The 14,252-nt window shown below is 43.1% G+C and carries 13 protein-coding genes; 5 read left to right on the forward strand and 8 right to left on the reverse strand.

Annotated elements, in window-relative coordinates; translation table 11 throughout:
* Positions 1-49 precede the first annotated feature (49 nt).
* The 4 genes from AAEY78_RS00555 to AAEY78_RS00570 all read right to left on the reverse strand — a co-directional run bounded on the left by AAEY78_RS00555 (position 50) and on the right by AAEY78_RS00570 (position 4,896).
* Positions 50-1,102 carry a Csu type fimbrial protein gene (locus AAEY78_RS00555; protein WP_352336413.1) on the reverse strand — a complete coding sequence of 351 codons (1,053 nt, stop codon included), beginning with the start codon at positions 1,100-1,102 and terminating at the stop codon, positions 50-52.
* Positions 1,099-3,570 (reverse strand): fimbria/pilus outer membrane usher protein, encoded by a 2,472-nt coding sequence (locus tag AAEY78_RS00560; RefSeq protein WP_352336415.1) that lies wholly within the window; start codon positions 3,568-3,570, stop codon positions 1,099-1,101. Before AAEY78_RS00560 ends, AAEY78_RS00555 begins: the two co-directional genes overlap by 4 nt.
* Positions 3,521-4,195 (reverse strand): fimbrial biogenesis chaperone, encoded by a 675-nt coding sequence (locus tag AAEY78_RS00565; RefSeq protein WP_352336417.1) that lies wholly within the window; start codon positions 4,193-4,195, stop codon positions 3,521-3,523. Before AAEY78_RS00565 ends, AAEY78_RS00560 begins: the two co-directional genes overlap by 50 nt.
* Before the next feature lie 92 nt (positions 4,196-4,287).
* Complete coding sequence (locus tag AAEY78_RS00570) at positions 4,288-4,896, reverse strand: Csu type fimbrial protein (RefSeq protein WP_352336419.1); 609 nt, start codon at positions 4,894-4,896, stop codon at positions 4,288-4,290.
* A gap of 464 nt (positions 4,897-5,360) precedes the next feature.
* On the opposite strand from AAEY78_RS00570, the gene AAEY78_RS00575 reads away from it, so the two are divergent.
* Positions 5,361-6,008, forward strand: coding sequence for a DNA-3-methyladenine glycosylase (locus AAEY78_RS00575; protein WP_352336420.1), 648 nt, complete (start codon positions 5,361-5,363; stop codon positions 6,006-6,008).
* Positions 6,009-6,090: 82 nt separating this feature from the next.
* On the forward strand, positions 6,091-6,402 hold the full coding sequence (locus AAEY78_RS00580; RefSeq protein WP_352336422.1) for a YqfO family protein: 312 nt from the start codon (positions 6,091-6,093) through the stop codon (positions 6,400-6,402).
* Positions 6,403-6,477: 75 nt separating this feature from the next.
* Here the strand turns inward: AAEY78_RS00580 and AAEY78_RS00585 are convergent, their stop codons facing one another.
* The 4 genes from AAEY78_RS00585 to ygfZ form a co-directional block, all read right to left on the reverse strand.
* Positions 6,478-6,849, reverse strand: a complete 372-nt coding sequence (locus AAEY78_RS00585; protein ID WP_352336423.1) for a hypothetical protein — start codon at positions 6,847-6,849, stop codon at positions 6,478-6,480.
* 312 nt (positions 6,850-7,161) lie between these two features.
* Complete coding sequence (locus AAEY78_RS00590; protein WP_352336425.1) at positions 7,162-7,812, reverse strand: hypothetical protein; 651 nt, start codon at positions 7,810-7,812, stop codon at positions 7,162-7,164.
* A 1,035-nt stretch (positions 7,813-8,847) separates the two neighbouring features.
* Positions 8,848-9,051, reverse strand: coding sequence for a CsbD family protein (locus tag AAEY78_RS00595; RefSeq protein ID WP_182405987.1), 204 nt, complete (start codon positions 9,049-9,051; stop codon positions 8,848-8,850).
* A 391-nt stretch (positions 9,052-9,442) separates the two neighbouring features.
* Positions 9,443-10,216: a CAF17-like 4Fe-4S cluster assembly/insertion protein YgfZ gene (ygfZ, locus tag AAEY78_RS00600; RefSeq protein WP_352336427.1), complete on the reverse strand. Its 774-nt coding sequence runs from the start codon at positions 10,214-10,216 to the stop codon at positions 9,443-9,445.
* A gap of 291 nt (positions 10,217-10,507) precedes the next feature.
* Here ygfZ and AAEY78_RS00605 point away from each other — a divergent pair, with 291 nt between their 5' ends.
* The 3 genes from AAEY78_RS00605 (at position 10,508) to ppx (ending at position 14,035) form a co-directional block, all read left to right on the forward strand.
* Positions 10,508-10,861, forward strand: a complete 354-nt coding sequence (locus AAEY78_RS00605; RefSeq protein ID WP_352336429.1) for a zinc ribbon domain-containing protein YjdM — start codon at positions 10,508-10,510, stop codon at positions 10,859-10,861.
* A gap of 68 nt (positions 10,862-10,929) precedes the next feature.
* Complete coding sequence (gene hemL / locus AAEY78_RS00610; protein WP_352336431.1) at positions 10,930-12,231, forward strand: glutamate-1-semialdehyde 2,1-aminomutase; 1,302 nt, start codon at positions 10,930-10,932, stop codon at positions 12,229-12,231.
* A gap of 274 nt (positions 12,232-12,505) precedes the next feature.
* Positions 12,506-14,035, forward strand: coding sequence for an exopolyphosphatase (gene ppx, locus AAEY78_RS00615; RefSeq protein ID WP_352336432.1), 1,530 nt, complete (start codon positions 12,506-12,508; stop codon positions 14,033-14,035).
* Positions 14,036-14,252: the final 217 nt, after the last annotated feature.

Here is a 14,252-nt window from a genome sequence, read left to right on the forward strand (position 1 = left end):
TAAAGCACTATACCTACAAACCTCATTAGATTATTAATAACAGCACCTATTAATAATAAACAGTCACAGTCACCCTATCAGAATAGCTATCTGGTCTGACATTAGTTTTAGGAACAGTGACGTAGACATCCAATACTCTAGGCTGTCCATTGCCTGTGTCAGAAACACCATTGCCCTGAGTTGTGGCAGTTGCGGTATTGCCCCAAGGTGTGCCTGTAAGACCAGATTTGGAGCGCAGTTGATAGGGGATTTTATCCGGATTAGCGCCAGTTCCGCTCATAACGCCCGCGCCATTTGTATCTTGGTTAAAAGGTGTTAATCCTACATAATAAGGCATGGCATTTGTGCAGGTCAGATTGATGCGACCAGTTCCATTGAGATTGGTTGCCCCTGATAAATGACTGCCTAAGTTAATGACGGATAATGACGAGGTGTTGATGACGCAGCCTTTGATGACATTGGCATTTACAGTAAAGGGAAAGTGGGTAGTTCCTTGAGTCTCTCCTTTTGAGCAATCAAATGAAGACCCATCAGTACTCGTATTTACCCTCAGTTCAGTATGGCTACTATCGAAGTTATTTTTGTAAGTACCAACTCTAGATTGGGTGTTGTTCCTATTTGGAATCATGTCGATATTGATAACCGCTTGCCCTGAAACCATACCTTGATTAGCGGCAATAGGGAGTGAGCCTGAACTGTATTCAGTACCCGACTTATCACGTTTCCCCCAAACTGCGCCACTTGGCAAGGTCATATTAAACGCTAACTTGTCACCAGATCCGGGTACCGATATCATATAACGCGGATCAATATCACCGCTATTAGTAGAGCCGCCATCAACTGCCATGCAAACTGACACGTATCCAGCCGTGCTGCCTTTATTTGTGCAGCTGTAGCTCAGGGTTCCAGTAATAGGGGCGCTGTCAGCGTTTTCAGGAGTAATAGAGCCGAGGTTAACATTACTCATGTTTGCGGTACAAGTCACACTGATAGCTGCCTGCGCATTAGTTGGTGTTAACCATAGCGCACTGCACAAAATAATGGGCAGCAATATTAAGCGATAACCGTAATGAAATATTGTCATGTCAAATTGCATTATCATTTTTTTGTCTCCTGACAGATAAAGGGTCCAATAAGCGGAATCTCATCGCCTTGCTTGATGTAGTCGAACTCAACGGTACAAATGGTATCAGTTGGGGTAGTTACCTCCAGCACATTACGTTCGTCAAGGGTGTCCAAATAAACCTCTCCGTCAAAACCAACGACGGTTGACGGCACATCTGTATTGGTGAGCTGGCGTACCTGACTGCCGAGCGCTAATGGTTCATTATCACTGTCTACTAGGATAACCGATGCTGAGCGTACCGGTGTGATACCAAATGCAACGAGGATACCGGCGCGATCAGTAGGCGTAGCATCAATACTCACTTTATCAATGCGCATATCAGCAGGCAGCTGCAAGGGGTCAATGGCGATTTTATTATTCTGATACGCATTGAGTGGTGATATTAATAACAAACCACGACGGTTGGTGCTACCAATGAGGTTGTTTTGCAGTAAAACGGGCACATCTGCGATGCCGTCGGTAGATACCACCGCAAAACCGCTATTAATTTGGCGAGCAGCAAACACGCCACCACCCATCTTAACCAAGGCTCCGGTAGCACTGGCATAGCTTGAGTATTGACCGTTATTACTACTAATGCTTGCTTGCGCTCGACCATAACGTCCAAGGTAGTTCAACTCGACAGCCCCATTTGTATTATTGTCGCTACTGGTCGCATCATCTAAACTGCGTCGAGCTTGTGCGCGCCACCCGAAGCCACCGATACTGGGTGCTGAACGTGAGACGTCTGTTGCGACAACGGTATTGTTTTCTGTATGCTGCATATTACTATTGAGTGAGATATTATTATTCAGTGCAAATGAGGCGCTAAGAGAGGCGCTGTTATTAGCAGAGTCATTGAGATCATGGTTATAGTTGGCGCTCACATTGAACCTGCGACCAAACGACTTCGACCAATAGGCACTCGCAAAGCGCCCTGTCTCTTTTTCAGCCTGCGTTACCTGATTATAACTAAATCCAAATCGACCAAAATCTTGGGTACTATAACCTGTCGATAGCTGTTCGCTACGGCGTGCCAGTGCAGAGCCATATTGGGTACCCACATCGCGATACGTGCCGTTTGTACCCGTCGCACTGAGCCCAATATTAAAGCGGCGGTTATTCCAAGAGTAGTTGGTACTGTATTGCATGCCAACGTCATCTTTGCCTCTACTTCCTGCTAGTGAGACAAATAAAATACCGCCCGCACGACCTAATAACCATGTACCCCCAACGCCTGTATTGGTGAGTCCGTCAGTAATCTCTGCATGAGTTTCTGCACTAAAGCGATTATTAATACCACGCCGCCAAGTACCACTCGCCACGATAGCATCGCCATAATCAAAGGAACGGTTGCCATAATTTTCGCGCACTGTCCCAAGCTCAAATGACCAGTCAGACAATCCCGGCTGTAATAAACGGTGCGCATCATATAAAGAAAAGTTCAAAGTCGTGCGCTGTCCTAAGGCATCGGTCACCACCAGCTGCGCGTTACCCACCCCACTAAAGCTAGGCGCAGTATTCAGCTCAAAAGGTCCGGCAGGCACATCACCGCTGTATTGTTTTAGACCGTTCACATACAGCTCAACCGCTGACGGTAGCGTAGCAGAACCAAAAAAAGACGGCAGCGGTGTCGTTGAGCGATAGGGTTGCAAATCAAAGTTAGTGCCAATCTGCAAACCGCCCAAACGCGTCGAGCGTGTCCATGACAGCGCCCCTGTGAGGATATCGCCTGCACGGACAGTTATTAGCTTGTCAGGATAAGAACGGCTCCAGCTGGTGTCCAAGCGCACAATCTTACTATCCCAGTCGCCGTTATCACGCTTACTATTGGTAGAATAATTGGCAGTAGTAAGCGCAGTCGAACTGAGTACACCAGTGTCATTAAATGCGCGCAGTTCGGTATAAGCGCTAAAATTTTTAGCACTATTATGAGATTGGCTACCATTGAGGTTGTAATTTAATAACATGCCAGGAGAGGCGGAGGGTTTTGGGCGGTTATTGGTACGCGTATTCAGGACGGTGGCATCCAAGTTGAGCATACTAAGCGGGGCAATAAGTTTTAAGGTTTGTCGCGGTGCATCATAATCAATCTTAAGCTCAGGCAGGCTGTTGAGCGCTATCGGTTCGGTACTGTTAGACGGCACAATAAAGCCAAGCTGTTGCAGAATAGCGACACTGGCTAAGAGTTGATTGTCACGGAAGTAAAAATGCACCAAGCCTGCACTGGCACCATTAAGAATAACGTCCAGATACAGGTTAAGGCTAGAGTCATCATCAGGATTGTAATTGTCTAAATTAAGCTGAGACAGTCCATCATCGGCAATGTCTGTAGAAACATTACCTGTGAGATCAATGTCATTCTGTTGTACAGCGTGGCTAGCAGATACCGCCAAACCGTAGAGCAGAATGATTTTAGCGAGTGGCAGAGCCCATCGTGACGTTTGGAGTCGTCTGAGTTCCATTGAGCATAACCTTGAATTTACCACCGGTCGTTATTGTAGATGGCGGTACTTTCAATGTCCAGTTCATGGTCGCACCGGGTAACACATAACCCAGCAGCCCCGGATTAATATCGGTACTAGTGCCAGTAGTATCTGTAAAGCTCAAGCCAGCCAACTGGGCATGACCATTACCAGTGTTGCTGACGCGGAGTTTCACCTCCTTCCCATCCGCTTGCAAATGGGTGCTCCATTGCAACTGAGGATTGGTTTTAGTCACCCCAACGGGCTGTACAAATACTGGTAGAGAGTAGCTTAACGCAAACTGCAAACCAGTTTTTTGTACTGCAGACTTGACAGGCAGCTCGTTCACCATGATACGGTAAGCATCCTCTACAGCACCTGTGCCTTGCGGCGGTGCTTTAGCACGAATAATACGGATAAGTTGTTTTTCACCCGGTTTTAGCTTAATCATTGGCGGACTGGCAAGCAATCCTCGTGAAGGAATAAGCTGATCGCCTTTATCATCCTGTAACCACTGATAGACACGCACTTGCGCCTGTACCATATCATTACCAGAATTACTAAGCGTCAGCCCACTTGCACTTTCTCGAGCTTGCAAGCTCAAAGAGATGGGAGATACTTGCAAACCACTTGCTACTGTTAAACTAGAGGATAGTAGCAAGGTGGAAACAAGGGCAGGTCTTAAAATACGGGATAACCAAAAATTTAAAATATACATTAATAAATTACAGAAGCTGTAACAGTATCTGTATATACACCTAACTTAACGTCAGCCGTGCCTGTTAATTTAGCAAATACCGGATGTGGATTGGCTGTACTTAAGCCAGACCCTGATGAAGAAACAGCAGTTCCAGTAGAAAGTAGCGTTCCATCACTACCCCACGTTTTACTACCATCAGCTATAGAATACAGCTGATATGTCATCACATCTTCAGGAGCAACGCTGGTGCTATGTTTCATTATACCAGCACCACTAGTATTAGTACTATTATGCCCTGATTTCAGGTTAATAACATAAGGAGCATTCTTAGAGCATGTTACTTGGATGTTTCCACCTGCAACAATAGTAGCATCAGCGGTGGCAGCAGCATCGAGTTTCGAGAAATCAATTGCACCACCACTAGCATCCACTGTACAAACCGAGTCAATTTCCACTGTGACACCAAATGTACTTGTTTCAGTACCAGCAGCATTCGCAGACATTACAGCAAAACTACCAACGGCAAATACAGCTGCGGTCATAACTGATTTTTTAAATAACATAATAAATCTCCAAAAATTAGGAAGAGAATAAGAGTGGGCAGTAAAGGGCACTATTAAATCCATGGTGAGCCTTTACTCTACGAGCTCGCGGCACTCACGTTAGTCAGCAGTTTTGAATCTTCAAGTACAAGCCAGTTACTTGATTTAATGATTCTATAACTTACCATTTATAACGCCCATAATACCGTTAGAATTTGTTACTGGATTATAACCTACTTTATTTACAATTGCCTATTAATAATATTAATTTTTTAATCGTTTAACAGAAAAAACGCTATAAAAATCCATATGTTATCTAAGTAATAATAGAAAAAACTTCTATTTTATAGAACGGATGTATGGTCTAATTAACAGGCAATTTTTATGCCAAAGTAGTAACCAGTAATAAACACAGTGTCTACAGGACTTGCCTTATTAAGGGTTACTTTTGTGCTAAGTTAGCGGTTACTCTATTAAAAACTCAGTCAAAGCGCTGATACAAATATGACCATAAAAATACTAGCCTAGATACTATACGAGGTAGTGCGATGCCCATATCTGATGACTCTCCTTCTCACTCTACGCACTTAGACCCAAGCTGGTTTACCCGTCCAACTTGTGTGGTTGCCGCAGACTTAATTGGCAAAATCCTGTGCCGTCAGCTAACCGATAGCGATGGCACGATGAAAATTATACGCATGCGTATTACGGAAACTGAAGCTTATATTGGCGAGGGCGATGCGGCATGTCATGCCCATGCCGGTACACGTACGGCGCGAACCGAAGTCATGTACCAGCAGGGCGGTGTCTTTTATGTTTATCTGACTTATGGCATTCATCATATGCTCAACCTAGTGACTGGCATGGCAGAGTCACCAGAAGCGGTGCTGATTCGAGCCGGATTTTTAACCGAAAATAGCGACCGCTTAATTGATGAGCAATCACTCAGTCCGGATAAACAGTTCACGCACCCAAAACAATTGGCCGGACCGGGAAAATTAACCCAACGCTTAGCGATTAGCCGCGAATTATATGGCAAAGTGATTGCACCGGAATCCGGCGTTTGGGTAGAAGACGATGGCTGCCAGCCCCCGATATCACTGCGACCGCGTATTGGCATCGATTACGCAGGCGAGGCAAAAGACTGGCTGCTGCGTTATGTGTGGACGGATCATCCTTCTTTATCTAAGAAATAAGTGACATCCAAAAAGTAGACGCGCTAACGGCTATTTTTTATGAAGGGTTATTAAAAATAATGAGAAGTTATAAGGCAATATTATGTATAAATTGACCGTTTTTATTCCAGATACCGCGTTAGAGTTAGTTAAATCGGCTTTATTTGCCGCTGGGGCTGGTCGTATTGGCAATTATCAACAGTGCTGCTGGCAAGTCAAGGGAATAGGGCAGTTTATGCCGTTATCTGGTAGCAATCCGCATATTGGCAGTCAGGACAAACTAGAGGCGGTTGAGGAATGGCGGGTTGAGATGGTGGTGGATAAAGATAGTATCACGGAAGTTATCACGGCATTAAAGCAGGCGCACCCTTATGAAACGCCCGCTTATGATGTGATTGAAGTGCTTGATTTGTAGCGTGCCATATTTATAACGCACTAAATTTATAGAAGACTCATTCTATAAAGCACTAATTTCGTAGCCAGTCACTTGCTAGTCTTTTTTGACATTGAGCACATTATAATTAGGATAACCCAGCTCGATTTTATAATTCTCGCGACTGCGCTCGGCTTTTACTTTAATAACTCGCTCTCCCTTTTTATATTTAACGTCCTTAACTCGATAACCCATGCTACTGACTTTATTGGCAGCGGTTTGCTCAACTGCTGGCTGGTACAAATCCTTATCAATCGACTTGATGGTTTTTTTATGCTTTTTATATAGGCTGCTGTCTTTATAAATATCTTCATACATGTCGCCATAAGCATCGTAACCTGGCGTTGTGGCACAGCCGGTAGTTATGGTTAATAAGCTGGCAACCACGCCAGTTGCGGTAATGGTCTTGAATAATGATAGGGTAGACATTATGGCTCTCTTGTCATTTGTTAATAGTGTATTAGCAGTGCTAAGTGCTAAGTGCTAAGTGCTAAGAGTTTAGTTGCTAACAGGTCAGGCGCTCAAAATTAATGGTAAAGACTAATTTTAAAGATAATTAAAGTTAGGGTAAATAGACCATAAAAAAAGCCAAATAAACCAAGGACTGATTTATTTGACCAAAGGCGTCAAATCAAAAACGACGCCAAAACTAAATATATTGCTGCCTACGATTGTATTAATCAGATTGTGTTAATCAGTAAGCACTCTTGGTATTACCTCTTAAAAGGTAGCTATTCCCAATCAGTCTTTTTCAAGTTTAATCACGTTTAAATCAGGATAACCGAGCACAATGTCATATTTCTCATTGCCACGTTTTGCCTCTATTTCAAACATGCCACGATTGTTTTTTTCTTTTAGCTCGATATCTTTAATGGTATAGCCCATATTTCGGACTTTATTAATCGCACGTTGTTTAACCGCAGGATAGCGCGCTTCTTTTTTAATGTTATCTTCAACATTATTGTTGTGCCTATTGTTTTGGTAATTATTGCCATGCTGGCGATTTTTATCTTTCCATACGTTTGACCAGTCTTTTTGACTTGAGCTGATAAGCTTTAGACCTGGATAAGTATATTTCATCTCATACGGCTGGTTATTTTTTTTAGCATAAACGACAAGCGATTGGTTGCCGCGATAGGTATCGGCTTGAATATCCATCACCTGATAACCACTTCGGCTCAAATCTCTACGCAGCTTTTGCGCGATGGTGCCAAAATTACCATCGCGGTAAACGGACGACTGATTATTATGGTTGCCATAGTTTTGGTTATTATAATTTTTATTATCATGGTCTGATGCCATCGCCGTACAGCCAATAGTTGTGGTCAATAAGGCGGCAGCAAGGGTTGATGATAATAAAGTTTTCGCGGTAAAGCGTGGTGCAACTTTCATAAAAAATGTCCTAATGATTTGTTTTCTAGCATTTAATTCTTTTAATAAGTGCTATTTTAGGTAGGAATGTTAAGCATCATCTTTAATCAACGTTCTAAGCAATGCTTTTAAAATACTGACTAAAATAGGCTATTACTTGTTTCTTGAAATAATTGCTTACATACCTATGGTACGGCTAAAAACTTGACGGGAGATGTCTTGGACGTTATTAAGTTGTAAATAAAGCACACGCTTGCGTAAAAATGCCAAGCTTTTGGTGAGAAAAGGGTTGCGTAAATGCTCACTTATCGCTAATACTCCAAACCGATTTACCTCAGACAGTCATATCCAGTAAGCCTCTCAGCCGATTTACTACTTATCCTATAAATAAGTTATAAAATATCCAATAATACTAGGCATGACTTTCCAAGAATGCCTTGCGCTTAAAAATAAGCGTGGAAAAGGTAGTTAATGTATTCCATGTAAGCATATGCTTACGCGTAATGTCGTTAACGCGTCTTAACAAGGGGGTAATATTTTGACATTATAGCTGCACGGCATTAGGGAATGTGACTCAAGGATTGAGTATACCGTGTTAAGGATAACGATTTAATAACTGGCATCAGGATGATAAAAGTTATTGAAGTAAGGACACATAACCTATGCTGACCGCAGTTACTGCCAGCAGTAGTTGTAACAATGAGCAGGATGCTCAGCTGTCATACTATACTGAATGACCTGCAAGGATGCAGGGTATTGCAGTCATGACGGGTAACACGGATCGTTAACCATAACACCGCATAACAATTTATTGCTATGCGGTGTTATCGTATCTGCGATTTGAAAAAATCACTATTTAAGAGAAAAATAACTATTTGAAAGTAAGCTAATTTCTAGAGACTTTCCTGTCTAAACGATAAAAATTTAAATGTTAAAACTGTTCCTAATCTAAAAGCAATAAAAAACCGCGTGAGAATTCAACGCGGTTTTTTGTTTTATCAGTGTTAATCTTTAAGAGACTAAATTATTTAAGACATAAATCTCTTAAATAAACACTTAGTATTTATTGTCAGTACGCCATGCATCAACTTCACGCTCTGCATCATCTTTGCTATGACCATAACGTTCTTGCACTTTACCAACTAGCTTATCACGGCTGCCTTCTACATGTAATAAATCATCATCAGTTAGGTCTGCCCACTTCTGCTTTACTGAACCTTTGATTTGGTTCCATTCACCTTTTAGCGTATGTTCGTTCATTTTATTATTCCTTATTCTAGTTATCGCGCATTCTATTTGATGAGTTATAACAATTGCTTAGACCAAATAGATAACGCTTTTTATTAAAGAAGCTTATAAATTATTGTACATATCTGTTTTGCTTATATTGTACTGCACAGTATCGACGCATCATAACTAACGTCCTATGTACTGCTGAGGTCTAATATAAGCAGTTCGTAGAACGCTGTCTGTATGAGCAATGTTTATAGTGTTGCTCAATGATGGTAAATGCCTGTGCTATGTTATTAAGACAGTAATTGTGTGAGCGTAGGTGATACTTTATTGATATTAAGTAACGATAATGGTAAGTGTTAACCTATTTATGTGACACGCACTGCTGTTTTATAGATGCAGTTTTATATCTACAACGCTATTTTGGGCGAGCAACATCGGCTTGTAATGCAGTTGGCAAATCTAGTATAACTAACTCACTATCAATCAGGTGTTCTGGGCGCGCAACAATCAGCGCTTTAAAGTCAAATTCGTTACCTTCCTCAGTAGCTATGGCATTTACCACTTGAATTTTGCCCAAGTGCTCGCCTGCTACTGGCGCACTGCCTGTACCGCTGACATAATGTAAAAAGGCTTTTGGTGCTGATTTAAAATAAATACGGGCGATGACTTCTTGCCCAAGGTAGCAGCCTTTATCGTAGTCCATACCGCCGCGTTGATGCAGACGTAGCTCTTGCGGCTGAAACTCACCTTGGGTAGCAGCGACTATCCAGTAGTTACCCTGTGCAAGGCTGGCTTGCATCCATGCTTGGATATCCTCAGCGGTATCATGCGCTTCGTTATGGCTAAAGGTCGGTAGCTCGTCCAATACACACGGATAAATCGCTATTGGTGTACTGGTCTCAAACTTGGAAAACGCACCGAACTTCTTTAGATGCGCTTGTAAAGCATCGGCACAATCGGCACTAATAACGATATCAAAGTGCTGTTCGGCTTGTTTTTTTATCCAAATACCAAATTCAATACGACCTTTTAAGTTGCCAATGGCAGCAGCTTGATAGCTAAGCCCCAGTTTGGTCACATCGCAGGTCAGTTGACCTTGTAAGAACTTTTCGGCATCCATACCTTCAAGAGTCAGTTGCACGAATTGGGGCAGTGCTGCTTGAGTCGTTTGGTTGGTTAAATCGGGCATTGTTATTATCCTTGTAATGAAAAATTATACGAGTGGCAAAACATAACTTGTCGTATCACATAATGAAGTGGGTCGAATATACATAACTATAGATAGTATGAGGTTAATAATGGTAAGAAGAGTAGCATAAAAAACAGGCGTACAAAAAGCACCTCGTTGTTCACTATGGTTTAGATTCTAAATGGTATACGACGCTTTGACGATAGCTGAGTGAATTGGTGAAAGCTTTGGACTTCAGGTACAATATTGCTAGTAGAATAACTCTAATTAATGATGGTTGACGAGGATATTATGAGCTTACCCAATTGCCCAAAATGCGCTGCTGAATATACTTATGAAGATGGTGCGCTACTGGTGTGCCCGATGTGCGCTCATGAGTGGTCAGCAGCTGGAGACGATGCAGTACAAGCAGATGAGCAGGACGCCGTGATTCGTGATGCCGTTGGTAACGAGCTGCAAGATGGCGATGCGGTGACGGTTATTAAAGACTTAAAGGTGAAAGGTTCGTCTACTGTCATTAAGGTAGGCACCAAGGCAAAAAGTATTCGCCTACTACCGGATGCGACCGATGGTCATGATATTGACTGTAGACTCGATGGCTATGGTCCGATGAAATTAAAATCATCTGTGGTTAAAAAAGCATAAGCAGTACCTCTATAATCTATGAATTTATAGGGTTAATAAAATAGATAATTATTAAATAGAGAACCGTTATGAGCACTAAAAACGAACAGCTTTTTGCCCAAGCGCGCAAGCATATCCCGGGTGGCGTAAATTCTCCAGTACGTGCCTTTGCTGGGGTTGGTGGCACACCTGTGTTTATGCACCGCGCCAATGGCAGCAAAATGTATGACACCGAAGACAATGCCTATATTGATTATGTGGGCTCATGGGGTCCAATGATTTTGGGTCATGCGCATCCAAAAGTAATTGATGCCGTCAAAAAAGCCGCCGACGATGGATTAAGCTTTGGTACGCCAACGCCGTTTGAAACTACGGTTGCCGATAAGATTTGCGAGCTTGTACCAAGCGTTGAGATGATTCGGATGACCAGCTCTGGTACGGAAGCCACGATGAGTGCCATTCGTTTGGCGCGCGGCTTTACAGGACGCGACAAAATCGTGAAGTTCGAAGGCTGTTATCATGGACATTCGGACAGCTTACTGGTAAAAGCTGGTTCAGGGATGCTTGATATCGGTGAGCCAACCTCAAAAGGCGTACCAGCTGACTTTGCCAAGCATACGCTGACCTTACCTTATAATGACCCACAAGCGATTATCGATTGCTTTGAGAAATGGGGCGCTGAGATTGCTTGCGTCATCGTTGAGCCTATCGCAGGCAATATGAATATGATTATCCCTGAGCAAGCGTTTCATGACACCTTGCGGGCTCAATGTACCGAGCATGGTGCAGTATTGGTCTTTGATGAAGTCATGACCGGCTTTCGCGTCGGATTGGGCGGCGCTCAAGCTCACTTTGGTATCGACCCTGACTTGACCTGTTTTGGTAAAATTATCGGTGCAGGCTTGCCAGTTGGCGCGTTTGGTGGCAAAACAGAAATTATGTCATGCATTGCACCGCTTGGTGGCGTTTATCAAGCAGGCACATTATCTGGTAATCCGCTTGCCATGCGTGCAGGTATTGCTATGTTTGAAGATTTGACCGTTGCTGGTTTTTATGATGAATTGGCAGATAAGGTAGATTACTTTATCGATGGCGTGCAAGCTGCGGCGGATAAATATGGGATTCCTTTACGTACCAACAAGCTTGGCGGTATGTTTGGTATGTTCTTTGTTAAAAGCGATACCACGGCAACGCCAAAGAACTTTGATGATGTGACCGAGTGTGATATCGCTGCTTTTAATACCTTTTTTCATGGCATGTTAGATCACGGCATTTATCTTGCGCCTTCTGCTTACGAGGCTGGTTTTATGTCGATTAAGCACAGCCAAGAAGATTTGGATGCCTCTATTCAAGCCGCTGATGAGGTATTAGCGGCAATGGCACAAGCATAGTAAGCTTAGTAAATAAACATAGGCAGGCAGGCATGGTACGCGCTTTATATAGCCATTATCCTTTTGCCTTCCATGTTTTATGCTTAATATGAGATTGTCATTAGCAACCATAAAAAGTCAGCATCTATTATCATGGTGCTGGCTTTTTATGGTTGTGGCTTGCCAGTATTTGACAGACATGCTTTAATGGCGAAAACTGCGGCTCATGTCTTCTCATTGACCCACCTTATTGTCTGAATACTCTTCTTCCTCCCATATGGTAACCATACCTCTTATGCCCAATACCACTCTTGCAACTCTCCCGCTCGCTGAAGATGAATTGATCGCTGCCATTGATATTGGCTCCAATAGTTTTCATTTGGCCATTGCGCGGCTAGATCATGGCGAGGTGCGCAAAGTTGTGTCGCTGTCTGAGAAGGTACAGTTAGCGGCAGGATTGGATGAAAATAATATTTTGGGAGCAGCAGCTGAGCGACGCGGGCTAGATTGTCTCAGTCGTTTTGTGGCTCGCCTTGATTCCGTACCGCCTAATCGTATTCGAGTCGTTGCGACCAATGCGCTGCGCCAAGCTAAAAATGCCGACGATTTTATCATTCGTGCCAATAAGATATTACCCAAGCCCATTGAAGTGATTGCTGGTCGAGAAGAAGCGCGTTTGATTTATCTGGGCGTCTCACACACTAATGCCAGTAGTGACAAGCGTTTGGTCATTGATATTGGTGGCGGCTCGACCGAGTTTATTATTGGACAAGGCTTTGATCCGTTATTGACAGAAAGTTTACAGATGGGCTGTGTGGCATTTACTCAGCTGTTTTTTGCCGATGGTCAAATCACTGAAAAAGCCTTTAATAATGCCACGACCGCTGCTCGTAAAAAAATATTGGCGATTAATGGTCAATATCAAAAAACAGGCTGGAACAGTGTTATCGGCTCAAGTGGTACGATTAAAGCAGTACGTAACGCGCTGGTGGCAGAAGGCTGGGCAGACGAGCAAGAGCGCATTACCTATAACGGTGTGAAGAAGTTAGAGAAACTGCTGATAGAAATTGGCAATGTTAATGATATCGAGTTAGAAGGGGTCAAAGACCATCGTAAAGCGGTCTTTCCAGCTGGGGTTGCAGTGTTACGGGCAGCCATGAAAACGCTTGGTATTGAAACGCTTGCTTACTCAGATGGCGCACTGCGCGAGGGCGTGATGTATGACATGCTGGGGCGCTTTGCCAGTGAAGACGTGCGAGACCGTAGTGTACTGGCGCTAATGAAACGCTATTCAGTCGATCAAAAACAAGCCCGTCAGGTAGTCAGAACCAGTCGTCATTTATTTAGACAAGTTCAAGACGACTTGCAGTTGAGCAATGATGATGGGGACTTGCTACGACGTGCCGCATTTTTACATGAAATTGGCTTGGCAATCAGTCATAGTAACTATCATGGTCACAGCGCCTACTTGCTTGAGAACTCAGACATTCCAGGATTCTCACAAGTCGACCAAAAGCGCATGGCGCAATTGATGTTAAGTCATAGACGCAAATTAAAAAGCGATATGATTGAGCAAACTATTACCGTTGGTGGTGAGCAACTGGTTTATTTATGCTTGCTGCTCAGACTGGCAGTTTTAGCGCATCATAGCCGTAGTGAATATGATTTGCCGCAAATGCAACTGGCTGTTACCGGTAAAAACTGCTGGCAGATCACGGTAAGTACGGATAAAGAGCATTACGCATTTTTATATTCCGATTTGCATGATGATATTGAGCAATTTGCGAAATGGGGTATCACGCTTAGCGTCATTGAAGCGGAATAGTTTAGTATTATAATTTGGCACTATAGTTCGGTATTATTATTTAGTATTGCAGTATTATTATAGTGAATAACTCTGCTCTATACTCCTATGCTGGCGTGACGATTTATTCTTATTATCCTATTACAAAAGCAGTGCGCTCAGTAATGTCATGGCATATTAACTATGCTACTATAGCTTTTGTTGAGTATACAAGTGTACTGCTCACCCCTATAACGAG

This window comes from Psychrobacter sp. 16-MNA-CIBAN-0192 (assembly GCF_040309565.1).
Classification (GTDB): domain Bacteria; phylum Pseudomonadota; class Gammaproteobacteria; order Pseudomonadales; family Moraxellaceae; genus Psychrobacter.

Coding starts and splice junctions, on each gene's coding strand:
- AAEY78_RS00555 (WP_352336413.1), bottom strand. CDS start 1,102: ATGATAATGCAATTTGACATGACAATATTTCATTACGGTTATCGCTTA.
- AAEY78_RS00560 (WP_352336415.1), bottom strand. CDS start 3,570: ATGGAACTCAGACGACTCCAAACGTCACGATGGGCTCTGCCACTCGCT.
- AAEY78_RS00570 (WP_352336419.1), bottom strand. CDS start 4,896: ATGGATTTAATAGTGCCCTTTACTGCCCACTCTTATTCTCTTCCTAAT.
- AAEY78_RS00575 (WP_352336420.1), top strand. CDS start 5,361: ATGCCCATATCTGATGACTCTCCTTCTCACTCTACGCACTTAGACCCA.
- AAEY78_RS00580 (WP_352336422.1), top strand. CDS start 6,091: ATGTATAAATTGACCGTTTTTATTCCAGATACCGCGTTAGAGTTAGTT.
- AAEY78_RS00585 (WP_352336423.1), bottom strand. CDS start 6,849: ATGTCTACCCTATCATTATTCAAGACCATTACCGCAACTGGCGTGGTT.
- AAEY78_RS00590 (WP_352336425.1), bottom strand. CDS start 7,812: ATGAAAGTTGCACCACGCTTTACCGCGAAAACTTTATTATCATCAACC.
- AAEY78_RS00595 (WP_182405987.1), bottom strand. CDS start 9,051: ATGAACGAACATACGCTAAAAGGTGAATGGAACCAAATCAAAGGTTCA.
- ygfZ (WP_352336427.1), bottom strand. CDS start 10,216: ATGCCCGATTTAACCAACCAAACGACTCAAGCAGCACTGCCCCAATTC.
- AAEY78_RS00605 (WP_352336429.1), top strand. CDS start 10,508: ATGAGCTTACCCAATTGCCCAAAATGCGCTGCTGAATATACTTATGAA.
- hemL (WP_352336431.1), top strand. CDS start 10,930: ATGAGCACTAAAAACGAACAGCTTTTTGCCCAAGCGCGCAAGCATATC.
- ppx (WP_352336432.1), top strand. CDS start 12,506: ATGCCCAATACCACTCTTGCAACTCTCCCGCTCGCTGAAGATGAATTG.